This is a genomic window from Qipengyuania sp. MTN3-11 (assembly GCF_042851825.1).
In the GTDB taxonomy this organism is placed as follows: domain Bacteria; phylum Pseudomonadota; class Alphaproteobacteria; order Sphingomonadales; family Sphingomonadaceae; genus Qipengyuania.
In genome coordinates this window covers 547,330-570,078 of sequence record NZ_BTGM01000001.1, presented here as the reverse complement: position 1 = coordinate 570,078, position 22,749 = coordinate 547,330, and the positions used below count along the sequence as shown (strand labels likewise).

Below are 22,749 nucleotides of genomic sequence, written 5' to 3'. Positions count from 1 at the left end.
ACGGTGGCCGTCCTGCCGACAAAGCGTTGAGATGGCTTTAACGATGACGTCATGCCCGCGGTGACGTCAGTCGGGCTCCGCGTCCTCGGCATAGGGCGTGTTGTCGATCATATGCCGGTTGTAGTCCGGGGCCCCGTCGGTCCACCATACGGGCCCGCGTTCGCCCAGAGCCAGCTTGGCGGCATGGACGCGGGCGCGGGCAGCCTTTTCCGCCTTCCGGTCCTTCGCTTTCAATGCAGACCCGACGTCGCGACGGGCATCCATCAGCCGGTCGATCAACGCCCGACGCTCGGCATCGGGAAGATCGGGATTTGCGGTGCGCCAGAGCCTTCCCCTGACGATGATGTAGCGCCCGTCGGGCGTGGTATCGGGCCCCTCGCTCAGGCCGATGCCTGCAGTTTGGCCCCGTCGCGATCGCCGCGTGTCTCACCGGCGACCGCCTGGCTGCCATCGGCGCGGCGGCCGAGCCCCGCGCGATCGACGAAGCGCAGATCCTGGTGCTGGAGGATCCGCCCGTCATGGCTGAGGATCGAGACCGGCCCGATCGGAAGCCGGTCGATCGCATCGACCAGAATCGGGTTCTCGACCACCTCGGCTCCGTATTTCTGCCCCCACTGGCGCAGTGCGATCATCGCCGGGAGCAGGTCGAAGCCCTTCTCGGTCAGGCGGTATTCGATTTTCCGGCGATCCTCGGCCATGGGCTGGCGCGCGAGGATGCCGTGTTCGACCAGCTTGGCAAGGCGGTTGGAAAGGATGTTGCGGGCGATGCCAAGCTCGCTCAGGAACTCCTCGAAATGGTGGAGCCCGTTGAAGCAGGCGCGCAGGATCATGAAGCTCCAGCGCTCTCCCATAACCTCCAGCGCCTGCGGCAAGCCGCATTCGGTCAGTTCGCGCAGCGGCTCTCTGATATCACCCATGGCATTCCTTTCCCGCCGTGCTTCTAGACCCAAAACCCGGCCCTGCACAAATCGTTCGATTTTTGAGTTGCAATCTGCAACCTAATCACTTAGGTAGCGATTCGCAACCAGTTGCAAATCGAAACTTGGTTGCATCGACGGCAAGCGGTGTTGCGTTTGCCGCACATTCGAAAAGGACGATACCGATGACCCTCTCCCTTCCCCGCAAAGCCAATATCGGTGCGATCAGCCTGGCCCTCTCCTGGACAGCGCTGAGCTTCGGTGCCGCGATCACTCCGGCGCCCGCGCAAGCCGCCGATGGCCCTCACTATCTGGTCGAACTGACCGCACCCGCCAAGGATACCCGCGCCATCGCCGGCGGTGTCGCCTGGAAATGCGAAGGCAGGACATGTGTCGCCGGCAAGAGCACCAGCCGCCCGCTGCGGGTTTGCCGCGAATTGCAGCGCGAGGTCGGCACCATCGCCACCTTCACTGCCAAGGGCGAAGCGCTGGCGGCAGAAGACCTTGCGCGCTGCAACGGCTGACCGAACGGCCATCTTCCCCCTCCGCCCGTCTTCTCTCCATCCGGGCGGAAGTCCCTGAAGCCCCGGCGCAACCCGCCGGGGCTTTCTTTGTAGCTTGCTTGCTGCTGCGATGAACCACCAACGCAAACGGCCCGGCTCCCCATGAGGGGCCGGGCCGTCTCGCTGGCGAGGCGAAGCCCTTGGGCCCCGCTCTCGAACGTCGATGGATCAGCCCTGGCGGGCCTTGAACCGGCGATTGGTCTTGTTGATCACATAGGTGCGCCCACGACGGCGAATGACGCGGCAGTCGCGGTGGCGGTTCTTCAGCGACTTGAGGCTGTTGCGGACTTTCATTGCGATCTCGTCTGTCTGGGCCGTTTGTTATTGGGCCTGAAAACCAAGGGGCGTGGAAAACAAATGCGCGCCGGAGATGGTCCTCCGACGCGACGAATTCAAGGCGCGCCGTTAGCCGCGCCCGGTCCGCCGGTCAAGCGTTTCGACGTATCCCCGCAAGCTTCTCCTCCCACGCGAGGGCATGGGCCACGATGGTATCGAGATCGTCGTAGCGCGGAGTCCACGGCAGGGTCGCCCGTATGCGCGACGGGTCGGACACCAGGGACGGGGGGTCGCCGGGGCGGCGCGGCTCGTAACGGCGTTCGATTGTGGCTTGCGCCACCCGGTCGACCGCATCGAGCACTTCCTTGACCGAGAAACCCCGTCCGTAACCGCAATTCATCGTCAGAGAACGGGTCGGTTCGTCGATCAGCGCGTCGAGCGCCAGAACGTGGGCCGCGGCAAGATCGCTGACGTGGATGTAGTCGCGCACGCCGGTGCCGTCGGGAGTCGGGTAATCCGTGCCGAACACGCCGACGTGGCCTCGCTCGCCCGTCGCCGCCTCGCAGGCGACCTTGATCAGATGGGTTGCCCCGGCGGTCGACTGCCCGCTGCGCCCGTGCGGGTCGGCACCGGCGACGTTGAAATATCGAAGCGCGCAGAAATTGAAGCCATGTGCCGTGGCGGCATCCGCCAGCATCCGCTCGGTCATCAGCTTAGACCAGCCATAGGGGTTGATCGGCGCCTTGGGATCGTCCTCGCGCACCGGCGAGTTTTCGGGGATGCCATAGGTCGCCGCTGTCGAGCTGAAGATGATATGCGGCACGCCGGCGCGCACGGCCGCTCCGATCAGCGCGCGACTGCGGCCGGTGTTGTTGTCGTAGTATTTGAGCGGGTTCTCGACCGATTCGGGGACCACCACCGATCCCGCGAAATGCATGATCGCGCCGCGGCCATTCCCCATCCCCTGTTCGGCGAACACCTTTTCGGCCAGAGCCGCATCGGCGATGTCGCCGCGGTAGAGCGGCACGCCGTCGGGCACCGCGAAGGCGAAGCCGGTCGACAGATCGTCCAGAACCGCCACCGGTCGGCCCGCATCGCGCAAGGCGAGAACTGCATGGCTGCCGATGTAGCCGGCCCCGCCGGTCACCAGCACCGGCATCGTTTGCGAAGTGTCCATGGCGCGCGCCGCTAGCATGTACGGGCCGGCACGGTCACCGGTTTTCCGTTCTTTCGGCACCGGGCGGGCCTCTCGTTCGTTGCCCTGTCGCAAGCCAGCTTCATGGAGCCGACAATGAACCTCCGCATCGCCACCGCCGTTCTCTGCGCCCTGCCCCTCGCCGCGTGTGCCACCACCGCGCCGCCCAGCCCGGTCGAAGTCACGCGATTCGTCGCCCCCGAAAGTGCCGCACGGCTGGCGACGGGGGCCGTCTTCGTTAGCGCCGAGGGCGGGCTGGAAAGCGCGCCATACGCCGCCGCCGTTGCGCGCGAACTCGAACGGCTGGGCTATCGCGAGGCGGCGCGGGCCGATGCCCACCAGGTCGCCGACGTCCGGGTCGAGCGTTTCGTCATCGGCTCCGGGGGACGGCGCTCGCCGGTGAGCGTCGGCGTGGGCGGTTCGACCGGGAGTTACGGCAGCGGAGCGGGTGTCGGCATCGGCATCAATCTGGGCGGCGGATCGCGCGAACGGATCGGCACCGAACTCGCCGTGACGATCCGTGACAAGGCCAGTGGACAGGCGGTGTGGGAAGGCCGCGCCGAGTTCGACGTCGATCGGGAATCCCCCCTTGCGGATCGCGATGCGAACGCCCAGAGGCTGGCCGCCGCGCTGTTCGACGGGTTCCCCGGAAACAACGGCGAGACCGTGGAAGTGAGGATTACCGAGTGAACGACATCCGCATCGATTCAGCCTTCGACAGCGGCAATATCGAGGTCCTTTCCGCCGACGGTGCCAGCGCCCGGCTGGCGATCCCCAGGGACCACATGAGCGAATTCAAGCAGTGGTTCCATTTTCGCGTATCCGGCGCGGCGGGGCGCGAACTCGAACTCGCCATCACCGGCCTCAACGACAGCGCCTATCCCGGCGGATGGCCCGGATACGACGCCTGCGTGTCCGAAGACCGCGAATATTGGGGCCGCGCCCGCAGCAGTTTCGACAAGGATGCCGACGGCGGGACGCTGACCATCCGCTACACCCCGGCGAGCGATATCGCCTGGTTCGCCTATTTCGCGCCCTATTCGATGGAGCGCCACCACGATCTCGTCGCCGAGGCGGCGGCTGCCGAAGGCGTCGACTACCTCCGCCTGGGCGAAACGCTCGACGGCCAACCAATCGACTGCCTCGAATTGGGCCAGGGCGAGAAGCAGGTGTGGCTCTATGCCCGCCAGCATCCGGGCGAAACGATGGCCGAATGGTGGATGGAAGGCGCACTGGAAGTGCTGACCGATCCCGCCGACCCGGTCGCCATGGTGCTGCGCCACAAGTGCCGGTTCCACATCGTTCCCAATTGCAACCCCGACGGTTCGCGTCGGGGGCATTTGCGGACCAATGCGGTCGGGACCAATCTCAACCGCGAATGGGCCGAACCCAGCGCCGAGAAATCGCCCGAGGTGCTCGCCATCCGCAACCGGATGGATGAGACCGGAATCGACTTCGCGATGGACGTCCACGGAGACGAGGCGATTCCCGCGGTGTTCCTCGCCGGGTTCGAAGGCATTCCGTCCTGGACCGACGAGCAGGGCGAAGGCTTTTACCGCTTTCAGCGCATCCTCGACCGCCGGACGCCCGATTTCCAGACGAAGCTGGGCTATCCGAAATCGCGGCCGGGCGAGGCGAATTTGAAGATCTCGACCAACCAGGTCGCCGAACGCTTCGGCTGCACCGCGATGACGCTGGAGATGCCGTACAAGGACCTCGCGGACCTGCCCGACCCGGCGCAGGGCTGGAGCCCGGAACGCTGCAAGCTGCTGGCGCGCGACTGCCTTGCCGCGCTGGTCGAATGGCTGGAGCCCGACGCGGGCTGAATCAGCCCTCGAGGATTTTCTGCGCGACTTCCTCGATCGTGCCGGTGACGAGCAGCGGCTGTCCGCCGACCATTCCGACGCTGGTCTGGCCGTTCTCGGCATTGCGCAGCCACGCGATGTTGGAGGCGACCACGAGATAATTGCCCCCGCGCGAATCGAGTTTGACGAATTTCACCGCTTGTTGCTCCGCTTTCGTGATTGCCCGGCGCGACGACTAGCGAGGAATGGTTAAGGCCGCCTCTTCAATCGAGGCTGGCGGGGCCGAAGGCATCGGGCAGCAAGGTGCTCAGCCGCGTGCGGCGCACCTCGCCGGGGCCGACGCAGAGGATCTCGGGATCGGTCCCGCCCAATTGGGCAAGTTCGTTGAGTACCTGGCGGCAGCGACCGCAGGGCGTGATCGGCTGGTCCCCTCCCTTGCCTCGGGGTCCCGTCACCGCCACCGCCTCCAGACCGCCGCGCCGCCCCTCTGCCATCGCCTTGGCCACGGCCACCGTCTCGGCGCACAGCGCCAGGCCGTAACTGGCATTCTCGATATTGGTGCCGGTCACCACCGTTCCGTCGGCAAAACGCAAGGCCGCGCCGACGGGAAACCGCGAATAGGGTGAATAGGACTGGCTGGCGGCCTGGCGCGCGGCGGCGATCAGGTCTTCGTCATTTGTCGCGTCGGTCATGGCGCTCGCCTAGGGCCTCACCACGACCCAGCGCAACGGTTCGGGTGCGGCTTCGGTGCCGAGCGCGGTGTTGGCGGTCCACATGATCCACGGCCGGCCGCCATAGACCGGCTCCACGCGGTTGCGCGTCAGCCACAGGTTGCGGTCGATCCGCGCGGCGACGCCATAGGCTTCCTCGAATTCCTCCGACGGGGCGAGGATCGCGGGCTTGCCGGCATGCGCCTCGATCTGGTTGACCAGCGTCAGCAACTCGCTCTGAATCGCCGCGCGGGTGACGCGCTCGGGGCATTCCTCCGCCGTGCGGTCGAGCATGATGGCAGGGGGCAGCAGGTCGGTATCGCGCGGAACCACGGTAACGAAATTGGCCGATTGCCCGTCCGCCGGCACGCAGGGGTCGAAGGCATGGACCATGCCAACCTGCAGCCCCGCCTCGCGCGCCGCGGCGAGATTGTCGGCCAGCGCCGTGTCCTGCGCCCGCGCGCCCTTGCTCGCTTCGAGATAGACGAATTTCGCGCCGAGCCCCGCGAGCGTGTCGAAGCGAACCGGCCCGTCCTCGGCCCCGACCAGCGCCCCCTGGTCGGGCCAGACCGTCTCGTCGGGCCGGAAGCTGCGCTGCTGCCACCACAGCCAGGCACCGCCGAGGATGGCGGCGAGGAGGATGGCACCGAGCAGGCGCGCGACCCAGCCGCCTCGCGTGCTCCTGCTGCCCTTCCGCCGGCTTGTGCTGCGTGCCATCGCCTGCGTCAGACCTTGATGTGGAGCACGCAGATCAGAGTGAACAGCCGCCGGGCGGTGGCGAAATCGGTTTCCACCTTGCCTTCCAGGCGTTCGAGCAGCAGCTCGGTCGCGCGGTTGTGAATGCCCCGGCGGGCCATGTCGATGGTCTCGATCTCGGAGGGGGTCGCCTTGCGGATGGCCTGATAATAGCTGTCGCAGATGGCGAAATATTCGCGGATCGGGCGGCGGAAGCGCGCCAGACCCAGGATAAGTTCCTCCAGCATCGCCTCGTCCGTGTCGGCGATCGACATCTTGAGCCGCCCGTCGATCACCGCCAGCGTCAGCCGGTAGGGCCCCTTCGCGCCCTTCTCCGCCGCGCGCAGCGGCTTGAAGCTGTTCTCCTCGATCAGGTCGAAGATCGCCACCCGCCGTTCCTGCTCGACATCGGCGCTGCGCCACAGGATGGTCGCCTCGTCGAGCTCGATATGGGCGATGCGGTGATCGCCCGCGGAAGATGCGGATTCGCTCATCGGGGTCCCCGCCTTCGCAGATGCGGCAGGGGGGCGGCAAGTGCGCGATGCGGTTTCCCGATAAGATCGCGCCATCCACAGACCTGTCCGCGAAGCTGATCGCGCAGGCGGGTGACAGCCAACCCGGCTTGCCGCATGGTGGGGGAATGGCCGCCACCGAACTGCTCGACCGCCCCGACACCGCCGCCGCACAGGACACCGACAGGACGCGCGCCCTGCCCGCCAATGTCGAGGCCGAGGCGGCTTTCCTCGGCGCGGTGCTGATCGACAACAAGGTGATCGAGGAGCTTTCGACCCAGCTGCGTCCCGAGCATTTCCACGAGCCCGTGCACCAGCGCATCTACGAGCGGATCGGCAAGCTCCTCGAACGCAACGCCGTCGCCTCCCCGGTGACGCTCAAGCCCTATTTCGAGGGCGACGAGGCGCTGAGGCAGCTCGGCGGGACGACCTATCTCGCGCAATTGACGCAGGACGGGCAGGGCCTCCTGGCGACCCGCGAGCTGGCCGAGCAGATCTACGATCTGGCGCTGCTGCGCGAACTCGTGAGCGTCGGGCGCAACCTCGTCGAGGGCGCGCTCGATACCTCCGAGGACGTCGCGCCGATGCAGCAGATCGCTCAGGCTGAGGCGAACCTGTTCCGCGTTGCCGAGGGGGCGACCGCAACCTCGCAGGCGAGCGATTTCCGTTCCGCCGCGCTCGCTGCGCTGAAGATGGCCGAGGCGGCGATGAATTCGGGGGGCGGGCTGTCGGGCAAGACCACCGGGCTCGAGGTCATCGACGAGAAGACTGCGGGCCTCCACAATTCCGATCTCATCATCCTCGCCGGCCGGCCGGGCATGGGCAAGAGCTCGCTGGCGATGAACATCGCCTACAATTGCGCCGAGGAGCATCTGAACTACCAGCGCGACGGTGGGCAATTCAATTACGGCGCCCCCGCCGCCTTCTTCAGTCTTGAAATGAGCGCCGACCAGCTCGCCACCCGTATCCTTGCCGAACAGGCGGAAATCTCCAGCGAAAACCTGCGCTCGGGCAAGATCACCCGCGACGAGTTCCAGAAGCTGTCCTTCGCCAGCCAGCGGCTCGCCGACCTGCCGCTCTACATCGACGACACCCCCGCGCTGACCATTTCCGCGCTGCGCACCCGCGCCCGGCGGCTGAAACGGCGGCACGACATCGGGCTGATCGTGGTCGACTATCTCCAGTTGCTGCAGGGATCGGGACGCGCCAACGACAACCGGGTCAACGAGATCTCCGAGATCAGCCGGGGTCTGAAGACGCTGGCCAAGGAGCTCGACGTGCCGGTGATCGCGCTGTCGCAGCTCTCCCGCGCGGTCGAACAGCGCGAAGACAAGCGCCCGATGCTTTCGGACCTGCGCGAATCGGGCTCGATCGAGCAGGACGCGGACATGGTCTGGTTCATTTACCGAGCCGACTATTACCACGAAGCGGTACGGCCCGATTTTCCGACCGCGGAAAGTTCGCCCGAGGTGCAGGAGAAATATCGGATCTGGGAAGAGCGCTATCTCGAGCTCAAGAACAAGGCGACGCTGATGGTCGCCAAGCAGCGCCACGGTTCGACCGGCAACGTGCCGCTGCACTTCCAGCCCGAAATCACCAAGTTCACCAGTCCCAACAAGCGCGATTATTCGAGCTGGGGCGAGGGGTGAGCTAGAGCCCGAGGTTCAGCTTGCGGCTGATCGTGTAGTCGATCACCGAGACCAGCATCCAGCCGAGGTTCCAGCGGATGCGGTTCCATAGCGTCGCGCGTCGGCGGTGCTTCTCGGGCGTGATGTGTTCGCTGGCGGCAATCTGGCGCGATATGAATTCCCGCATCCGGTCCGCCAAAGCGGCATCCTCGATGCGCAGCACGATCTCCAGGTTGAGATAAAGGCTGCGCATGTCGAAATTGGCGCTGCCCATGTAGACCGCATCGTCGAGCACGATCAGCTTGGTGTGCAGCTTGCACGGGCTGAATTCGTAGATCTCGGCCTTCTGCCCCAGCAGGTAGTGATAGAGAGAACGGGTCGCGCCGATCGTCGCCCCATTGTCGGACTTGGCGGCCATCAGCAGCCGCGTCCCGCCCTTGCTCGCGATCCTCCCGATCGCTCGCAACAGTTTCTTGGGTGGCGAGAAATAGGCCATGAACATGTCGAGCCGCCGGCCCTGCTCGAGATCCTTGCCGACGCAGCGTGCCCAGCTCGAAAGGCCCCTGGTCGGCCCTCCGACCAGCCAGCGGCACCCTTCGCCCTGTGACCATTCCCATTGGCGCACCGTGCGGCGGATGGCCTTGAAATGCGCGCGATCGTCGTCGGTCCAGTCCTTGAGCCGTGCGAACCAGTCGACCGGCCCCGCGACCGCCGGTCCCTCGATGACGATGCCGAGATCGTTCCAGCCGTTCCGTGCCGGCGGCGCGAAGTAATCGTCCTCGATGTTGAACCCGCCGAACATCGCCTTGGCATCGTCGGCGACGACCATCTTCTGATGGTTGCGGATCAGATAGCGCTGGGTCCAGCGGGGGCTGAAGCAACAGAAATCGATTCCGGCGTTCCGCATCGGCGCAATGAAATCGTCCGACAGATCCGCACCGAAACTGTCGACTATCAGATCGACATCGACCCCGCGCTGCGCCGCCGCCACCAGCGCATCGCGGAACTGGGTGCCGACATGGTCCTCGACGAAAATGTAGAAGCAAACCTTGAGTGAAATTCGGGCTTCCGCGACCAGAGCCATCAGCGCCTCGCGGCGGTCGGCGCCGGCGGGCAGGAAGGTCAGCTGCTGCCCCTGCGAGCAAATCCCAAAGGGCTCGGGATCGGTATAGGCGCTCCCGTCCGCGCAAAGGCCGTGCTGCTGGGTTTCCGCCATCGCAGGAAGCCTTAGGGGCCCGCGGTCCCCCGTGCAAATCCTTGACTCGCGCGCCCCGCGCTCCTAACTGGCGCGCTTCCCCGGATTGCCCGAATTCAAGCATCGGAGTGCCCCATGGCGCGCGTTACCGTCGAAGATTGCGTAGACAAGATCCCCAACCGTTTCGATCTCGTGCTGCTGGCCGCCCAGCGCGCGCGCGAGATTTCCGGCGGGGCGGAACTGACCGTCGACCGCGACCGCGACAAGAACCCGGTGGTGGCGCTGCGCGAAATCGCCGAGACGACGATCAAGCCCAAGGAACTGCAGGAAGCCGCCGTGCTCAACCTGCAGAAGATCCTGCCCGACGACGACGACGATATCGACGAGATCGCATCGCTCAGCCAGTCGGCCGAAGCGCTGCGGATCACCGCGGCGGCCCCTGCCCGTTCGACATCGATCGGCGCCGACTACGAGGGCTGACATACAGCCCGTCGAGAAGAAGAAGGCCGCCCCGACCGGGCGGCCTTTTTCGTTGGTGTTGCCGACGCTCTACTGCCCGCGTCCGGTCTCTTCCTGCAATTCGTCGATCATCCTGGACGCGTCGGCCTTGCTGAGGCCCGTATCGTAGCGTTCGGGGCATCCCGCTTCCTCGCACAGGGTTTTGAGATAGCTGGCCTGCGCGCCGGTCATGCGCTCGTCTCCGGTGGTCCAGTCGTCCGGGTCCTTTTCGGCATTGGAGACCGGTTCGGATTTGGGATGTTCGTGGGGCTGGGTAGCGGACATCGCATTTCTCCTTTTGCCTTACGAACCTACCTTCGCGGAATTCGTTCCGCAAATGTTCCGGTCGACGGATGGTTCTGCCAGGGCCTATGACGGAATTGAAGCGGAGGGCGCATGAGCGATTTCGGCGAAGGGCTTGGCACCGCGGTGGAGGGCGGATTGTTCGCGCGAGCGATCGACCGGCATGGCGGCGATCGAAACCAACCGAGCGCCGCCCCGCTGTCCGAGGGTCACTTCGCCGAAGACATCTGTCTCAACTGCCAGACGGCGCTGATCGGCTCACATTGCCATCAATGCGGGCAGAAGGCGCATTTCCATCGCACAATGGGTGCTTTCCTTCACGACCTGCTTCATGGCGCACTGCATTTCGAGGGCAAGACGTGGAAGACACTGCCTCTGCTGGCCACCAAACCCGGCGCCCTGACGCGCCGTTACATTGAGGGCGAACGCGCCAGGTTCGTCTCGCCGATGGCGATGTTCCTGTTCTCCATCTTCCTGATGTTCGCGATCTTCCAGGCGGTCGGGCTGACCATGCCGACGGATATCGATGTGCCGGGCAACACGCGCGAGGGTCTGGCGATCGCAGAACGCGGCGCTGTGGCCGAGCTTGCCGCAACCGAGAGGGCGCTCGAGGCAGCGCCCGCGGACGATCCGTCCCGCGGCGAGTTGGAGGGACGGGTCACCGAAGCCGAGGCGGACCTGCGCGAATTGCGAAGGGGCGAACAGTTCCTGTTGGAGGACGAGAACTCGCCGATGCAATTCGATGTCGGCACCACCGGAATCGGCTTTATCGATTCGGGGCTGAAGAAGTGGCAGACCAATCCCGGGCTGATGCTCTACAAGCTTCAGGCGAACGGCTACAAGTTCAGCTGGCTGCTGATCCCGATCTCGATCCCCTTCCTGTGGCTGCTGTTTGTCTGGAAACGGCGGTTCCGGGCCTACGATCATGCGATCTTCGTGACCTACTCGATCGCTTTCATGTCGCTATTTTTCATCGTCCTTTCGATCATGGTGAAGATCGGGGCGCCGGCCTGGCTGTGGGGACTGATGCTTGCCCTCGTTCCGCCGATCCACATCTACAAACAGCTGCGCGGTGCCTATGGCCTGTCGCGCTTCTCGGCCACATGGCGGCTCGCCGTGCTGCTGGTCTTCATCAATGTTGTGGTGCTGCTGTTCGTGCAGTTGCTCTTGCTGCTCGGGGCCTTCTAGACCGGGTTCTCAGTCCCGCGGCGGCTCCTCGCCGGTGACGGGGGCGGGGCCCGGCTCTTCCGTGTCGCCGCGCTCCAACTCTTCCTGCAAGCGGGCGGCACCCTCGCTGACTTCACCCGCAGCCTCGATCGCGCCTTCCTCGATCACCTCTCCGGCAACCTCGAGATTGGCTGCAGCGTCGTCCTCCGCCAGATCGATCGTGCGCGCGGCATCTTCCTGGGTCTGCTGCGAACAGGCCGCCAGGCAAAGCGACAGGGGAACGAACAGGCTGACGGCGTAACGCATGGCGGACCTTTCCGAATGGCGCGGCGCTTGCAAGGACCGCGCCAGTTCAACCCGCCAGGGGCGATGTGGTTTCCGCGGGCCTAAGCCCCCTGCGGCCGCGCATCGCCCGTGCCGCCGAAGCGCTTGCCGGCCTTGGGTATCGCCGACCCGCCGCCCTTCGCAATCTGAACCGGACCGCGCGGCTCGTCCGGCCGGTCGAGCTTGCCGTTCTTGAGCAGCTGGTCGATCTCCTCGCCGGTCAGCGTCTCGTATTCGAGCATGGCCTGCGCGAGCAGGTGAAGCTTGTCCTCCTGCGTGCTTAGCACCTCCTTGGCGCGCGTGAGCCCTTCCTCGACCAAGCGCTTGATCTCGGCGTCGATCAGCTTGTTGGTCTCCTCGCCCGACATCGTCCGCGCGGTCTGGCCCATGCCGAGATAGCCTTCCTGGCTCTGCTCGTACTGCAACGGGCCAAGCGCATCGGACATGCCCCATTTGGTGACCATGTTGCGGGCGAGATCGGTGGCGTACTGGATGTCGCCGCTGGCACCGGACGAGACCTTGTCGTGTCCGAAGATGATTTCCTCGGCCACGCGCCCGCCCATCGCGACCGCGAGGTTCGCGTGCATCTTGTCGCGGTGGTAGGAGTAATTGTCCCGTTCCGGCAGGCGCATGACCATGCCCAGTGCGCGGCCGCGGGGGATGATCGTCGCCTTGTGGATGGGATCGGAGGCCGGCTCGTTCAGCGAGACGAGCGCATGGCCCGCCTCGTGATAGGCGGTCATCTTTTTCTCGTCCTCGGTCATGACCATGGAGCGGCGTTCCGCGCCCATCATGACCTTGTCCTTGGCATCCTCGAATTCCTGCATCGCGACGAGGCGCTTGTTGCGGCGTGCCGCCAAGAGAGCAGCTTCGTTGACGAGGTTGGCGAGGTCCGCGCCGGAAAAGCCGGGCGTCCCGCGCGCGATGGTGCGCGGGTTCACGTCGGGAGCCAGCGGTACCTTCTTCATGTGGACGGCGAGGATCTTCTCGCGCCCGTCGATATCGGGGACGGGCACCACGACCTGACGGTCGAAGCGGCCCGGGCGCAGCAGCGCGGGATCGAGCACGTCGGGCCGGTTGGTGGCGGCGATGATGATGATGCCCTCGTTCGCCTCGAACCCGTCCATCTCGACGAGGAGCTGGTTGAGCGTCTGCTCGCGCTCGTCGTTCGAGTTGCCGAGGCCGTGGCCGCGGTGACGGCCGACCGCGTCGATCTCGTCGATGAAGACGATGCAGGGCGCGTTCTTCTTGGCCTGTTCGAACATGTCGCGCACGCGGCTGGCGCCGACGCCGACGAACATCTCGACGAAGTCCGAGCCCGAGATGGTGAAGAAGGGCACGCCCGCCTCGCCGGCGATGGCGCGGGCGAGCAGGGTCTTGCCGGTGCCGGGGCTGCCGACCAGCAGAGCGCCCTTGGGAATCTGACCGCCGAGCTTGGAGAAGCGCTGGGGATCGCGCAGGAACTCGACGATTTCCTCGAGCTCCTCGCGCGCCTCGTCGATGCCGGCGACATCCTCGAAAGTCACCTTGCCCTGGCGTTCGGTCAGCAGCTTGGCCTTGGACTTGCCGAAGCCCATCGCGCCGCCGGCACCGCCGCCCTTCTGTACCTGCCTGAGGGCGAAGAAGGCGATGCCGAGGATGAGGATGAAGGGCAGCGACTGGATCAGCACATAGGTGAGGACACCCATCTCCTCCTTCGCCGCGCCGGCGTAGGAGACGTCGTTCGCCTCGAGCAGTTCGGTCAGGCCGGTGTCGTTGGCGACCGGCGTGGTCTGGAACGCCTCGCCATTGGTCAGCGTGCCGGTGATCCGGTCTTCCGAAATCTGCACGTCGCGGACCGAACCTTCGGCGACGCGGTCGCGGAAATCGGAATAGCGGATCGATTCGCCGCTGGCCGAACCGTTGTTGCCGAAGACCGACACGACGATCAGCAGGGCGAGGAACACCCCACCCCAGATCATCAGGCTCTTGACCCACGGATTGGGGCCGCCGCCTTCGGGGCCCTGGGGGCCGCCTTGGGGGTCGTGCTGCTGGTTCCGGTCGCTCATGCGCGCAAATCCCTATCCATCTGGTCCGCCAATGTAAGCGCAACAGGGTGAATGACAAGTTGCCGAGAAAGCGGGAACGCGCTCAATTGCGATCAGGGTGGTCGACCCCATAGGCGCGGCAGAAGACCTCGACCGCGCCTTCGATGCGCTGGCGGTTGCGGGCGGGATCGTCGGGCGCGCCGAAGCGGCGTTCGAGATCGCCCATCCCCTTGCACATGCTGGCGAATTGTTCGGCCGCCAGCTCGGGGTCGGCGATCCGCACCTCGCCAGCGGCATTCATGGCGGTGAGGAAGGCGGTGAAGGCACCCTTCATCCGGTGCGGTCCGGCGGCGAGGAATGCCGCCCCGATCGCCGGCTCGTGCTCGGTCTCGGCCGCGATCCGCCGCTCGAACTGGACCATTTCGGGCCGCGAAAGGAAGGCAACCATCGCCTCGCCGATCACCGCCAGCCGCTCGCGGAGCGTCCCGGCGGGAACGGCCGGCACCGCGAAATTCGCGCGCATCCTTTCGCATTCGGACTCGATCGCCGCCGTAAAGAGACTCCGCTTGTCGCCGAAATGGCTGTAGACGGTGACCTTCGACACGCCGGCCTGCGCCGCCACCTGCTCGATCGATGTGGCGGCGAACCCCTGATCGAGAAAGCTCGCGATTGCCGCCTCGATGATGGCCGCCCGCTTGGTTTCGTCCGCGGGTCGCCCGGGGCGTCCATCGGCCGGCGTGTTAGGTTTCGATTTGCTACTTGACAAAATGAACGGCTCCGTTCACCTGAACGCTGTCGTTCAGCAATGGCCCTTCGGGGCGGGCTTGGCAAGGAGGCGGTGCGGCAGGGGGATGAACTGGATCGCCATCCGCATGCTGACCGGCGATGCCCAGAAATTCTACGGGCTGCTGTTCGGCATTGCCTTTTCCACCCTGCTGATCACCCAGCAGCTGACGATCTTCGTCAACCTGCTCGAGCGCGGGTCGAGCGGGGTCTACAACGTCTCCAGTGCCGATGTCTGGGTGATGGACCCGGTCAGCCGGACCACCGACGTCGCCTATCCCATGCCCTCGACCGCGCTCGACAAGGTCCGCGGCGTGCCCGGCGTCGCCTGGGCGGTGCCCCACATCCGCGCCAACGCCAACGTCCGCACCAGCGACGGCGATCTGGAAGGCGTCGCCGTGATCGGGGTCGACGATGCGACGCTGATCGGCCTGCCCCGGGGCATGGCCGAGGGGAGCGCCGAGGTCCTCTCGCAGCCCGATTCGGTGATCATCGACGATGTCGGCGTCACCCGCATGTTCCCGGATGGCGGCGCATTGGGCCAGCGGCTCGAATTGAACGATCAGCGCGCGGTGATCCGCGGCGTCGCCGATGCCATTCCCAGCTTCACCAGCACGGTGGTGCTCTACACGAAGTACAGCCAGGCGCTGAACTACGTGCCGGGCACCCGCAACCGCCTGTCGTTCGTGCTCGTCGGCAAGGCGGACGACATAACCGCGCAGCAGCTGGTCGACCGGATCGAGGCGCAGACCGGCCTCAAGGCCCGCACCCGCGACCAGTTCGCCAGCGACGGGGTGCAGTTCATCGTCGAGAACACCGGCATCCCGCTCAATTTCGGGATCACCGTGGCCTTGGGCTTCATCGTCGGCGTGGCCATCGTCGGGCTGACCTTCAGCCTGTTCATCCGCGACAACATCAAGCAGTTCGGCGCCCTGAAGGCGATCGGGGTGACCAACGGCAAGATCCGCCGGATGGTCGCGGTCCAGGCCGGGATGGTCGGCTTCATCGGTTACGGGCTCGGCGTGCTGGGCACGGTGCTGTTCATTCTCGCCTTCTCGGGCAATCCGACCTTCAAGGGCTTCTACATCCCCTGGCAGATCCCGCTGATCAGCCTCGTGGCGATCATCCTCATCATCGCGCTGACGGGTTGGCTGGCGCTGCGCAGCGTGATGAAGACCGAACCGGCGGCGGTGTTCCGCTGATGGCCGCGCCCGATCAGCAGGCGGCGATATCGGTGCGCGGCGTCAGCCGCGACTTCACCGCCGGCCAGCAGACCATCCGCGTGCTCCACGGAATCGATCTCGACGTCGCCCCGGGCGAGCTCACCTATCTCGTCGGCGAGAGCGGCTCGGGCAAGACGACGCTGATCTCGATCATGTGCGGCATCCTGTGGCCGACCGAGGGCAGCGTCGAGGTGTTCGGCACCGACATCTACGACCTCAAGGACGACGATCTCGTCCGCTTCCGCCTGCAGAACATCGGCTTCATCTTCCAGCAGTACAATCTGATCCCGGCGATCGATTCCGCGAGCAATGCCGCCGTCCCCCTGATCGCCGCTGGCATGGACCGCGAGGAAGCGCGGGGCCGCGCGGTGGCGATGATGCAGAAGCTCAATATCGGCGATCAGGTCGACAAGCTGCCCAACCAGCTTTCGGGCGGGCAGCAGCAGCGCGTCGCGATCGCCCGCGCGCTGGTCCACGAACCGCGCCTGGTGGTCTGCGACGAGCCGACCGCCGCGCTCGACGCCGGCTCGGGCCGCAGGGTGATGGACCTGCTGCGCGAAGTTGCGCTGGCGGAGGACCGCGCCTGCGTGATCGTCACCCACGACAACCGCGTCTTCGATCTCGCGGACCGCATCCTCGTGCTCGAAGACGGGCGCATCACCCATGACGGCGACAGCATGCCGCCGTCCGAACCTGGGGATCATTAGATGGCGATATTACCCCGCAACATCAGTTTTTCGCGGCAGGTGCTGCCGGTCGTCGTCGTGGTCGGCCTCGTCCTGGCGGTAATCTACATCGCCTTCGGCCTGCCCGATCGCGAACTCACCGAACCGACCGGAGACCCGCCGACCGCCCCCGCCACGCTGGCGAACGAGGCGCGCGTCGCGGGCGCGGGGGTCGTCGAGCCGTCCAGCGAAACGGTCCAGATCGGCACCGCGCTTCCCGGCCTCGTCACCGATCTGCGCGTCCAGCCGGGCGACTTCGTCGACAAGGGCCAGCCGCTCTTCTCGGTCGATACGCGGGCGATCGCGGCGCAGGCGCGCGAGGCCGAGGCCGCGGTCGCCGAAGCCCGCGCCGCCATCGCCGAAGCCAGCAGCGCCCGCGGCACCGCGGCGCGGCAATTGCAGCTCTACCGCAACGTCTCCGATCCCGCCGCGGTCAGCCGCGCCGAAGTCATTCGCGCCGAGGGCGAGGCTTCGGCCGCGCAGGAACGGCTCGATCTCGCCCGCGCCCGGCTCCAGGCGGCCGAGGCCCGCGCCGGGTCTGCGCGCACCGAACTCGGCCGCGCCACCGTCCGCGCGCCGATTTCCGGCGAGATCCTGGCGGTCAACATCCGCCCCGGCGAATACCTCTCGACCATGGGCGGCGGCGGCCAGCCCTTCATCGAGATGGGCGAGACCCGCCCGCTGCACGTGCGCATCGACATCGACGAAGAGCAGGCGGCGCGCGCCGAACTGGGCGCGCCGGCAACGATCAACCCGCGCGGCGCCTCCGGCACGCGGGTCCGCGCCAGCTTCGTGCGCGCCGAACCGCTGGTCGTCCCGAAGCGATCGCTGACAAACTCCGCCGCCGAGCGCGTCGACGTGCGGGTGCTGCAGGTGATCTACGCCCTCCCCGAAAGCGCGCGCGGCACCTTCCGCGTCGGCCAGCAGGTCGATGCGTGGATCCCGGCGAAGAGCGGATCGGGCCAATGAGACGGGCCGCACCGCTGCTGGCGGCGCTGTTGCTCGGTGCCTGCGTGGCAGGGCCGCCGCCCGAGATCGCCACCCCCGCGCCGGTGCTGCCGGAGAGCTATCTCTACGCGCCGCCGCCGTCCGAGGGCGCGTCGCTCGCAGCGCTCCTGCCGCGCGAGGACCCGGCCTTCGATGCGCTCTCGGCGCAGGCGCTCGCCGGCTCGCCCAGGCTCGGCGAGGCGCTGGCGCGGATCGATCAGGCCCGCGCCGGGGCCGACCGAGCAGGCGCCGAGCGCCTGCCGAACATCGGTGCGAACACCTCGATCACCGGACAGCGCACCAACCCGGCGCAGTTCGGCGGGAGCCTGGCGCCCGGCGTCCAGTTCGACACCGAACGGGTGAGCTATGCCGCCAATCTCACCGCGCGCTGGGATCCGGACATCTTCGGCGCCTTGCGCGCGCAGGAGCGGACGGCGCTGCTGCGGGTGGACGCGGCGGAGGCGGGTGCCGCTGCGGTGCGCTTGGCGTTGCTCTCGGAAATCGCCGCGAGCGTGATCGACTGGCGCACGCTCGCCGCCCGGCAGGCCGAGCTCGAAAGCGATCTCGCCGCGGCGCAGGATCTGGCGCGCCTGGCCGGGGTGCGCGAGGAGGCGGGGATCGCCCCCGGCTTCGACCGCGTGCGCGCCGAAACGCAGGCCGCCGCATCGCGCAGCCGGCTGGAGGCGCTGGCTTCGGAACGCGCGCGGCTGCTCGGGCGGCTGGCGACGCTGACCGCACAGGGCGGTGCCCAGGTGCGCGCGGCACTGGCGCGTCCCGGCGCGGCCGCCACGCTGGCGTCGCCGCCGGTGGCACTCCCCTCGGAACTGCTCGCCAATCGCCCCGACGTGCTGCGCGCCGCGGCCGAACTCGCGGCCACCGACGCCGATCTTTCCGCGACCGCGCGCCGCCGCTTTCCGCGCTTCGATCTCTCCGCCGCGATCGGCCTGCTCGCCTTCGGTATCGGCGATGTCTTCGACGAGGACAGCGTGGTCGGCTCGCTCGCCGCCTCTGTCGCCGCGCCTTTGCTCGACTTCGGACGGATCGCGGCCGAGATCGACGGTGCGGCGGCCGCGAAGCGCGCCGCCTTCGAGACCTATCGCGGGGCGGTCTTCACCGCGCTGGGCGATGCGGAAGCGGGATACGGGCTGGTCGCAGCCGCCGATGCCGAGGCAAGTGCCGCCATCGTAGAGCGCGAAAGCGCCCAGCGCGCGGCGCGGCTGGCCAACACCCGCTTCGAGGCGGGGCTGACCGATTTCCTCACGGTGATCGAGGCACGGCGGGCGGCGGATGCCAGCGGCGAACGCGCCGCCGCTGCGCTCGGCCGGGCGCGACGCGCGCGGGTACTGCTATGGCAGGCGCTCGGCGGCGATCCTCAGCCCACGATCCAGGGCGAGAGCACGCGCTCGACCAGCCAGTAGCTGCCGGTGATACCGATCCCGTAGGCGGCCACGCGGATCGCGCGCGGCTCGACTTGCGGAGCGCTGCGGGACAGCAGCCAGCGGATCGCCAGCACCGCGGCGATCACCACGAGTTGGCCCGCCTCGACGCCGAGATTGAAGCTGACCAGCGCCGCCGGCACCTCGCCTTCGGGAAGCCCGATCTCGCGCAGCGCTCCAGCGAAGCCGAAACCGTGCAGCAGGCCGAAGGAAAAGGCGACCAGCCACGGCAGCCGCCGGGTCAGCGTCTCGCGCCCGCCGCGGGCGAGTTCGACCGCGAGGAAGACGATGCTGAGCGCGATCAGCGCCTCCACCGGCCGCTGCGGCAGGCCGGCGAAGCCCAGCGTCACCGCCGCCAGCGTCAGCGAATGCGCGACGGTAAAAGCCGTCGCCGCGCCGACCACTGCCCAGCCGCGCGTCACCAGCAGCACCAGCGCGATCACGAACAGCAGATGGTCCCAGCCCATCAGGATATGCTCGACGCCGATCGCGAAATAGCTGCGCCAGACCTGCCAGGCATCGGGCTTGGCGGCGATCGTGGCGAAGGGTTCGGAGGCAGTCAGCCGGTAGGCCTGGACCGGACGGCCAAGCGGCGCGATCCGGACCAGCGCATCGCCGGTGACAACGAGATCCGGCGCACCGATCCGCTTGCCTGCGGGCGATCCGGCACAGCGCACCGCGGCAACCGCGACCATTGCCGCGACGGCGGCGCGCCCGCGCACCGGCTCCGCCCAGGTGCAACCATCGGGCAGCACCGGATAGGCGAGCGCCGCATCGCGGCTGGCGATCGGCTGCTTCCAGCCGAGCTGCCAGTCGTCTTCGCCAACCTGTTCGAAGGAAATGGAGGCGGGGCGCAGCTCGTCGGCAGCCGCCGGGGTCGCGCACAGCAGCAGGACCAGCGCAATCAGCCGCGCGATCATTCGGTGTCGACCCTATAGGCCTCGCGAAGAGTGGCATAGGCCTCGGCCCGGCGTGCGGCGATGGTGTCGCTGCGCCAGTCGGCCTCGACCCTCGCGCGAATTTCCTCGAACGGCGGCAGGGCGCCGACATCGACTGAACGCAACCGGACGAGGTGCCAGCCGAAGCCCGAGGGGACCGGACCGCGCCACTCGTCCCCGGCGTCCATCTCTTCCAGCGCGGCCGCGAAGGTGCGACCGTAGCGGCTTGCGACCTGTCCGGCGGGCTCGTCCTCGACGCTTGCCGGAAGCGAGATCGCGCCGCCGAGCGCCTGCCACTGCGCGCCCGCCTCGAGCCGCCGCAGCGCGTCCTGGGCCGCCCCCTCGCTCTCGAACCAGAGCTGGTCGAAACTGTAGGCGGGTTCGTCGACGAAGCGCTGGGGGTTCTCGCGCAGCCACGCGCGCAGCACCGCATCGCTCGGCTCTTCCACTTCTGCCTGAGCACCCGCGAGCGCGTCCATCTTGACCGCCAGCCGCCGCCGCACGACGGCATCGTCGCGATCGAGCCCGAGCCGCAGCGCCTCGCGATAGAGCACCTCGTCGCGCACCCAGCGCTCGACCAGCCCATCGAGCTCGGCATCGGTCGGCGGGCGCTGCATGGTGTTCGCGAAGTTGAGCGCGAGGCTCGCCTTGACCTCCTCGGTCACTTCGATCCGCCGGCTTTCGGGATCGACCTCACCATCGGCGGTGGCGAGGAGGGCGAACAGCGCCGCGCCGGCAAGGAGGAAATGAACGAGCGGTTCGCGCGCCCAGCCCGCGATCACGAGCGTGCCGCGATGCGGCGTCGCGCCTCGCGGTCGCGCGCGGGGCGCAGCCAGATCGGCGAGCTGTAGGCGCGCTCCTGCGCCACCCCCGCATCGATCACCGCCTGCGGCAGATCGAGCCCGAAGCGGACCATGTCGAACAGCACCCAGCGCGGCGTCGGGATTTCCAGGACACGGACGTAATAGAACGCGTTTTGGCCTGCCCGGTAATCGGGATCGGTCCAGGTCGTGCGCAGCTCGGCAGCGCCGATGGTGTTGGTGTAGGTCGCGCGCTTCCGGTCGACGGTGTCGCCGACGGCCGGAACCTTGGTGCCGCTCCGCGCACGCTCGTCCATGTCCGACCAGACGACGTCGTAAACCTGCTCCTCGGCCTCGCCATCCCCATTGGTCCAGCCCTTGACCACCTGCACCCGGTCGAGATTGGCTCCGTCGGGGTCCTTGAGCGCGGAAATGAGGAAGGTGGGCGCCCTGCCCCGGTCCGGCAGTTCCCCGCCCATCGGCACGCCGCGTGTATAGCCCGCGCGCACCCAGTCGCCCGCCCAGTCGTCATCGGTGAAGTCGAAGCCGCCGAAGAGGCGCACGGTCATGCGCGGGCCGGTGGTGGCATAGACCTCGCGCCGGGCGAAGGCGTCGAAGATTTCCGCGCGGGTGTTGCCGCGTGCCCAGGCAGCGGCATAACCGCCGGCGAGATAGTGCCAGCCGTACCGACCCTCGCTGGTCCCCAGGTTCTGCGGTTCCATCGCACGGTCGCGATCGGTGAATTCGTTGCCCGTGTGCTTGCCCCAGAAATTGTCCTCGTCGCCGCTCGCGAGCGCGGTGTGGCTGTCGGTCGAACCGATCAGGCCGAAGGCATAGGGATTGGCCCCGACCCGATCCTCGATCGTCAACCCGCGCTTCAGCGCCTCGCGGAAGTAATTGCCGGCCAGCATGTCGGGCGTCGTGCGGCGGGTGAGCGGCAGATTGCCGAGCTCCCAACCCGCCGTGCCGAAGCCTGCGAATTCGTCGTTGGGCGAGAGGAAGGAATGGGTTTCGCTGTCGCCCTTGATCTGCGTAGCCTCCACCACCGGCTCCCATTTCGCCCGCCGCCGCGCGTATTCCGCCGTCATCGGCCCGCCGCCCGGCATGGTCAGTTCGAACATCAGCCCGTTGGAGAGGTTGGAATTGTGCGGAATGGCGAGCGTGCGTCCGCCGGTCTCGCGCTCGTAGGCCTCCATATAGTCCCACAGGCCGGTGACTTCCCCGTCGAGCCCGGGATAGGGGACGACCCGCCCGGTGCGGTCGCTGCCGTCGCGAAACATCACCACGCGGTGGAGATTGTTGCCGTCGGGCATCAGCGTGTATTCGAAGCCGGCGAGCGCGGTGAACGTGCCGGGCCGGTTGTAGCGGTCGAGCATCTCCAGATGGTCCGACCAGATCGTCTCGGTCGCCTCGCGCTGGGTCTCGGGATCGCGCAGGCCCGCCGGCAATGCGTCGTTCGCTGCGGCGGTAATCAGTTCGGCCACCGCGCGCTGCGACTGCTCCGGGCTCTCGTGCATCATGTCGTGCCAGCGGCGCAGCGCCGGATCGCGGATCAGCAGGCGTGGCGCATCGTAGAGCCGCCGCGTCGCGCCGAGCCCGTCGGAATGATCGGCGATGACGAGGAAGTCGAGCGGGCGCTCGAGCTGCGCCTTGCCTCCCGTGGTCGCGGTCACCTCGTCTCCGCGGGCGAACTTCAGCGCCTCTTCCGGCCCCAGCCGGACGCCGAAGCCGAAGGCATCGATCGAATTGTCGGTGTGAAGATGCGTGTCGCCCCAATAGGGCCGATCGGGGAATTCGGCGAGTTCGATCGTCCCCTCGCCGGTGCCCCGCGCGGCTTCGTCCGGCTCGTCCGCCATGTTGCAGGCTGTGGTGTTGAAGGCTGCCACAGCCAGGACGGCAAGACCCGTAATCCCCTTGCGCATCGCCCCCTCCCAGATCGCGTTTCGCAGTGAAACCGAATTCCTGCGCCGCACCGCGAGGAAGGTCAAGTGCCGCGCGGATA

At 67.3% G+C, this 22,749-nt stretch carries 26 protein-coding genes; 10 read left to right on the top strand and 16 right to left on the bottom strand.

Features of this window, described 5'->3' with window-relative positions:
• Positions 1 to 66: 66 nt before the first annotated feature.
• Positions 67 to 264 carry a hypothetical protein gene (locus tag ACGHN1_RS02690; protein ID WP_390548091.1) on the bottom strand — a complete coding sequence of 66 codons (198 nt, stop codon included), beginning with the start codon at positions 262 to 264 and terminating at the stop codon, positions 67 to 69.
• Between the two features lie 116 nt (positions 265 to 380).
• Positions 381 to 917 carry a winged helix-turn-helix transcriptional regulator gene (locus ACGHN1_RS02685; protein ID WP_390548089.1) on the bottom strand — a complete coding sequence of 179 codons (537 nt, stop codon included), beginning with the start codon at positions 915 to 917 and terminating at the stop codon, positions 381 to 383.
• A 185-nt stretch (positions 918 to 1,102) separates the two neighbouring features.
• On the opposite strand from ACGHN1_RS02685, the gene ACGHN1_RS02680 reads away from it, so the two are divergent.
• Positions 1,103 to 1,441, top strand: coding sequence for a hypothetical protein (locus tag ACGHN1_RS02680; protein WP_390548087.1), 339 nt, complete (start codon positions 1,103 to 1,105; stop codon positions 1,439 to 1,441).
• Between the two features lie 207 nt (positions 1,442 to 1,648).
• On the opposite strand, the gene ykgO is transcribed toward ACGHN1_RS02680, so the two are convergent.
• Positions 1,649 to 1,774, bottom strand: a complete 126-nt coding sequence (gene ykgO / locus ACGHN1_RS02675; protein WP_011415100.1) for a type B 50S ribosomal protein L36 — start codon at positions 1,772 to 1,774, stop codon at positions 1,649 to 1,651.
• Between the two features lie 133 nt (positions 1,775 to 1,907).
• Positions 1,908 to 2,933 (bottom strand): UDP-glucose 4-epimerase GalE, encoded by a 1,026-nt coding sequence (gene galE, locus ACGHN1_RS02670; RefSeq protein WP_390548085.1) that lies wholly within the window; start codon positions 2,931 to 2,933, stop codon positions 1,908 to 1,910.
• 114 nt (positions 2,934 to 3,047) lie between these two features.
• Between galE and ACGHN1_RS02665 the strand changes: the two genes are divergently transcribed.
• Together ACGHN1_RS02665 and ACGHN1_RS02660 are read left to right on the top strand one after the other, a co-directional pair.
• The gene (locus ACGHN1_RS02665) at positions 3,048 to 3,641 is read left to right on the top strand and encodes a DUF4136 domain-containing protein (RefSeq protein ID WP_390548083.1); all 594 of its coding nucleotides are present in this window, start codon (positions 3,048 to 3,050) and stop codon (positions 3,639 to 3,641) included.
• Positions 3,638 to 4,777: a M14-type cytosolic carboxypeptidase gene (locus ACGHN1_RS02660; RefSeq protein ID WP_390548081.1), complete on the top strand. Its 1,140-nt coding sequence runs from the start codon at positions 3,638 to 3,640 to the stop codon at positions 4,775 to 4,777. The genes ACGHN1_RS02665 and ACGHN1_RS02660 overlap by 4 nt, the downstream gene beginning before the upstream one ends.
• A gap of 1 nt (position 4,778) precedes the next feature.
• Here ACGHN1_RS02660 and ACGHN1_RS02655 read toward each other — a convergent pair whose 3' ends face one another.
• From ACGHN1_RS02655 to ACGHN1_RS02640, 4 genes are all read right to left on the bottom strand, one after another.
• On the bottom strand, positions 4,779 to 4,952 hold the full coding sequence (locus ACGHN1_RS02655; RefSeq protein ID WP_390548079.1) for a hypothetical protein: 174 nt from the start codon (positions 4,950 to 4,952) through the stop codon (positions 4,779 to 4,781).
• Between the two features lie 67 nt (positions 4,953 to 5,019).
• A complete protein-coding gene (locus ACGHN1_RS02650; RefSeq protein WP_390548078.1) occupies positions 5,020 to 5,448 on the bottom strand; it encodes a cytidine deaminase in 429 nt (142 codons plus the stop codon).
• A 9-nt stretch (positions 5,449 to 5,457) separates the two neighbouring features.
• Positions 5,458 to 6,183 carry a glycoside hydrolase family 25 protein gene (locus tag ACGHN1_RS02645; RefSeq protein ID WP_390548076.1) on the bottom strand — a complete coding sequence of 242 codons (726 nt, stop codon included), beginning with the start codon at positions 6,181 to 6,183 and terminating at the stop codon, positions 5,458 to 5,460.
• A gap of 8 nt (positions 6,184 to 6,191) precedes the next feature.
• Positions 6,192 to 6,695: a UPF0262 family protein gene (locus ACGHN1_RS02640; RefSeq protein WP_390548075.1), complete on the bottom strand. Its 504-nt coding sequence runs from the start codon at positions 6,693 to 6,695 to the stop codon at positions 6,192 to 6,194.
• A gap of 146 nt (positions 6,696 to 6,841) precedes the next feature.
• On the opposite strand from ACGHN1_RS02640, the gene ACGHN1_RS02635 reads away from it, so the two are divergent.
• Positions 6,842 to 8,362, top strand: a complete 1,521-nt coding sequence (locus ACGHN1_RS02635) for a replicative DNA helicase (protein ID WP_390549745.1) — start codon at positions 6,842 to 6,844, stop codon at positions 8,360 to 8,362.
• Between the two features lies 1 nt (position 8,363).
• On the opposite strand, the gene ACGHN1_RS02630 is transcribed toward ACGHN1_RS02635, so the two are convergent.
• Positions 8,364 to 9,557 (bottom strand): phosphatidylserine/phosphatidylglycerophosphate/cardiolipin synthase family protein, encoded by a 1,194-nt coding sequence (locus tag ACGHN1_RS02630; RefSeq protein ID WP_390548073.1) that lies wholly within the window; start codon positions 9,555 to 9,557, stop codon positions 8,364 to 8,366.
• A 114-nt stretch (positions 9,558 to 9,671) separates the two neighbouring features.
• Between ACGHN1_RS02630 and rpoZ the strand changes: the two genes are divergently transcribed.
• Complete coding sequence (gene rpoZ / locus ACGHN1_RS02625) at positions 9,672 to 10,016, top strand: DNA-directed RNA polymerase subunit omega (RefSeq protein WP_390548072.1); 345 nt, start codon at positions 9,672 to 9,674, stop codon at positions 10,014 to 10,016.
• 69 nt (positions 10,017 to 10,085) lie between these two features.
• Here the strand turns inward: rpoZ and ACGHN1_RS02620 are convergent, their stop codons facing one another.
• A complete protein-coding gene (locus ACGHN1_RS02620) occupies positions 10,086 to 10,319 on the bottom strand; it encodes a DUF3072 domain-containing protein (protein ID WP_390548070.1) in 234 nt (77 codons plus the stop codon).
• A gap of 111 nt (positions 10,320 to 10,430) precedes the next feature.
• Here ACGHN1_RS02620 and ACGHN1_RS02615 point away from each other — a divergent pair, with 111 nt between their 5' ends.
• Positions 10,431 to 11,525: a DUF3667 domain-containing protein gene (locus ACGHN1_RS02615; RefSeq protein ID WP_390548068.1), complete on the top strand. Its 1,095-nt coding sequence runs from the start codon at positions 10,431 to 10,433 to the stop codon at positions 11,523 to 11,525.
• A gap of 9 nt (positions 11,526 to 11,534) precedes the next feature.
• Here the strand turns inward: ACGHN1_RS02615 and ACGHN1_RS02610 are convergent, their stop codons facing one another.
• The 3 genes from ACGHN1_RS02610 to ACGHN1_RS02600 form a co-directional block, all read right to left on the bottom strand.
• Positions 11,535 to 11,810 (bottom strand): hypothetical protein, encoded by a 276-nt coding sequence (locus ACGHN1_RS02610; protein ID WP_390548067.1) that lies wholly within the window; start codon positions 11,808 to 11,810, stop codon positions 11,535 to 11,537.
• Positions 11,811 to 11,890: 80 nt separating this feature from the next.
• Positions 11,891 to 13,876: an ATP-dependent zinc metalloprotease FtsH gene (gene ftsH, locus ACGHN1_RS02605; protein WP_390548065.1), complete on the bottom strand. Its 1,986-nt coding sequence runs from the start codon at positions 13,874 to 13,876 to the stop codon at positions 11,891 to 11,893.
• 82 nt (positions 13,877 to 13,958) lie between these two features.
• On the bottom strand, positions 13,959 to 14,621 hold the full coding sequence (locus ACGHN1_RS02600; RefSeq protein WP_390548063.1) for a TetR/AcrR family transcriptional regulator: 663 nt from the start codon (positions 14,619 to 14,621) through the stop codon (positions 13,959 to 13,961).
• A gap of 85 nt (positions 14,622 to 14,706) precedes the next feature.
• On the opposite strand from ACGHN1_RS02600, the gene ACGHN1_RS02595 reads away from it, so the two are divergent.
• From ACGHN1_RS02595 to ACGHN1_RS02580, 4 genes are read left to right on the top strand one after another with little or no spacing between them, the layout of a single operon-like run.
• Complete coding sequence (locus tag ACGHN1_RS02595; protein ID WP_390548061.1) at positions 14,707 to 15,840, top strand: ABC transporter permease; 1,134 nt, start codon at positions 14,707 to 14,709, stop codon at positions 15,838 to 15,840.
• Positions 15,840 to 16,568 carry an ABC transporter ATP-binding protein gene (locus tag ACGHN1_RS02590; RefSeq protein WP_390548059.1) on the top strand — a complete coding sequence of 243 codons (729 nt, stop codon included), beginning with the start codon at positions 15,840 to 15,842 and terminating at the stop codon, positions 16,566 to 16,568. Before ACGHN1_RS02595 ends, ACGHN1_RS02590 begins: the two co-directional genes overlap by 1 nt.
• The gene (locus ACGHN1_RS02585; RefSeq protein WP_390548057.1) at positions 16,569 to 17,555 is read left to right on the top strand and encodes an efflux RND transporter periplasmic adaptor subunit; all 987 of its coding nucleotides are present in this window, start codon (positions 16,569 to 16,571) and stop codon (positions 17,553 to 17,555) included.
• Complete coding sequence (locus tag ACGHN1_RS02580; protein ID WP_390548055.1) at positions 17,552 to 18,991, top strand: efflux transporter outer membrane subunit; 1,440 nt, start codon at positions 17,552 to 17,554, stop codon at positions 18,989 to 18,991. The genes ACGHN1_RS02585 and ACGHN1_RS02580 overlap by 4 nt, the downstream gene beginning before the upstream one ends.
• Here the strand turns inward: ACGHN1_RS02580 and ACGHN1_RS02575 are convergent.
• The 3 genes from ACGHN1_RS02575 to ACGHN1_RS02565 are packed head-to-tail and all read right to left on the bottom strand — an operon-like array spanning position 18,946 to position 22,735.
• Positions 18,946 to 19,929 carry a HupE/UreJ family protein gene (locus ACGHN1_RS02575; RefSeq protein ID WP_390548053.1) on the bottom strand — a complete coding sequence of 328 codons (984 nt, stop codon included), beginning with the start codon at positions 19,927 to 19,929 and terminating at the stop codon, positions 18,946 to 18,948. The two genes, ACGHN1_RS02580 and ACGHN1_RS02575, sit on opposite strands and share 46 nt — an antisense overlap.
• Positions 19,926 to 20,729 carry a peptidyl-prolyl cis-trans isomerase gene (locus ACGHN1_RS02570; protein WP_390548051.1) on the bottom strand — a complete coding sequence of 268 codons (804 nt, stop codon included), beginning with the start codon at positions 20,727 to 20,729 and terminating at the stop codon, positions 19,926 to 19,928. Before ACGHN1_RS02570 ends, ACGHN1_RS02575 begins: the two co-directional genes overlap by 4 nt.
• Entirely contained in the window at positions 20,726 to 22,735 is a 2,010-nt protein-coding gene (locus ACGHN1_RS02565; protein ID WP_390548050.1) for a DUF3604 domain-containing protein, read from the bottom strand. The genes ACGHN1_RS02570 and ACGHN1_RS02565 overlap by 4 nt, the downstream gene beginning before the upstream one ends.
• Between the last annotated feature and the right edge of the window lie 14 nt (positions 22,736 to 22,749).

What these genes read in the sequence shown, in the direction of transcription:
- ACGHN1_RS02630 (WP_390548073.1), bottom strand. Translation starts at nt 9,557, where the DNA reads ATGGCGGAAACCCAGCAGCACGGCCTTTGCGCGGACGGGAGCGCCTAT.
- ACGHN1_RS02650 (WP_390548078.1), bottom strand. Translation starts at nt 5,448, where the DNA reads ATGACCGACGCGACAAATGACGAAGACCTGATCGCCGCCGCGCGCCAG.
- ACGHN1_RS02690 (WP_390548091.1), bottom strand. Translation starts at nt 264, where the DNA reads ATGGATGCCCGTCGCGACGTCGGGTCTGCATTGAAAGCGAAGGACCGG.
- ACGHN1_RS02680 (WP_390548087.1), top strand. Translation starts at nt 1,103, where the DNA reads ATGACCCTCTCCCTTCCCCGCAAAGCCAATATCGGTGCGATCAGCCTG.
- ACGHN1_RS02585 (WP_390548057.1), top strand. Translation starts at nt 16,569, where the DNA reads ATGGCGATATTACCCCGCAACATCAGTTTTTCGCGGCAGGTGCTGCCG.
- ACGHN1_RS02645 (WP_390548076.1), bottom strand. Translation starts at nt 6,183, where the DNA reads ATGGCACGCAGCACAAGCCGGCGGAAGGGCAGCAGGAGCACGCGAGGC.
- ACGHN1_RS02610 (WP_390548067.1), bottom strand. Translation starts at nt 11,810, where the DNA reads ATGCGTTACGCCGTCAGCCTGTTCGTTCCCCTGTCGCTTTGCCTGGCG.
- ACGHN1_RS02640 (WP_390548075.1), bottom strand. Translation starts at nt 6,695, where the DNA reads ATGAGCGAATCCGCATCTTCCGCGGGCGATCACCGCATCGCCCATATC.
- ftsH (WP_390548065.1), bottom strand. Translation starts at nt 13,876, where the DNA reads ATGAGCGACCGGAACCAGCAGCACGACCCCCAAGGCGGCCCCCAGGGC.
- ACGHN1_RS02635 (WP_390549745.1), top strand. Translation starts at nt 6,842, where the DNA reads ATGGCCGCCACCGAACTGCTCGACCGCCCCGACACCGCCGCCGCACAG.
- ACGHN1_RS02575 (WP_390548053.1), bottom strand. Translation starts at nt 19,929, where the DNA reads ATGATCGCGCGGCTGATTGCGCTGGTCCTGCTGCTGTGCGCGACCCCG.
- ACGHN1_RS02595 (WP_390548061.1), top strand. Translation starts at nt 14,707, where the DNA reads ATGAACTGGATCGCCATCCGCATGCTGACCGGCGATGCCCAGAAATTC.
- ACGHN1_RS02615 (WP_390548068.1), top strand. Translation starts at nt 10,431, where the DNA reads ATGAGCGATTTCGGCGAAGGGCTTGGCACCGCGGTGGAGGGCGGATTG.
- ACGHN1_RS02665 (WP_390548083.1), top strand. Translation starts at nt 3,048, where the DNA reads ATGAACCTCCGCATCGCCACCGCCGTTCTCTGCGCCCTGCCCCTCGCC.
- ACGHN1_RS02590 (WP_390548059.1), top strand. Translation starts at nt 15,840, where the DNA reads ATGGCCGCGCCCGATCAGCAGGCGGCGATATCGGTGCGCGGCGTCAGC.
- ACGHN1_RS02685 (WP_390548089.1), bottom strand. Translation starts at nt 917, where the DNA reads ATGGGTGATATCAGAGAGCCGCTGCGCGAACTGACCGAATGCGGCTTG.
- ACGHN1_RS02620 (WP_390548070.1), bottom strand. Translation starts at nt 10,319, where the DNA reads ATGTCCGCTACCCAGCCCCACGAACATCCCAAATCCGAACCGGTCTCC.
- galE (WP_390548085.1), bottom strand. Translation starts at nt 2,933, where the DNA reads ATGGACACTTCGCAAACGATGCCGGTGCTGGTGACCGGCGGGGCCGGC.
- ykgO (WP_011415100.1), bottom strand. Translation starts at nt 1,774, where the DNA reads ATGAAAGTCCGCAACAGCCTCAAGTCGCTGAAGAACCGCCACCGCGAC.
- rpoZ (WP_390548072.1), top strand. Translation starts at nt 9,672, where the DNA reads ATGGCGCGCGTTACCGTCGAAGATTGCGTAGACAAGATCCCCAACCGT.
- ACGHN1_RS02580 (WP_390548055.1), top strand. Translation starts at nt 17,552, where the DNA reads ATGAGACGGGCCGCACCGCTGCTGGCGGCGCTGTTGCTCGGTGCCTGC.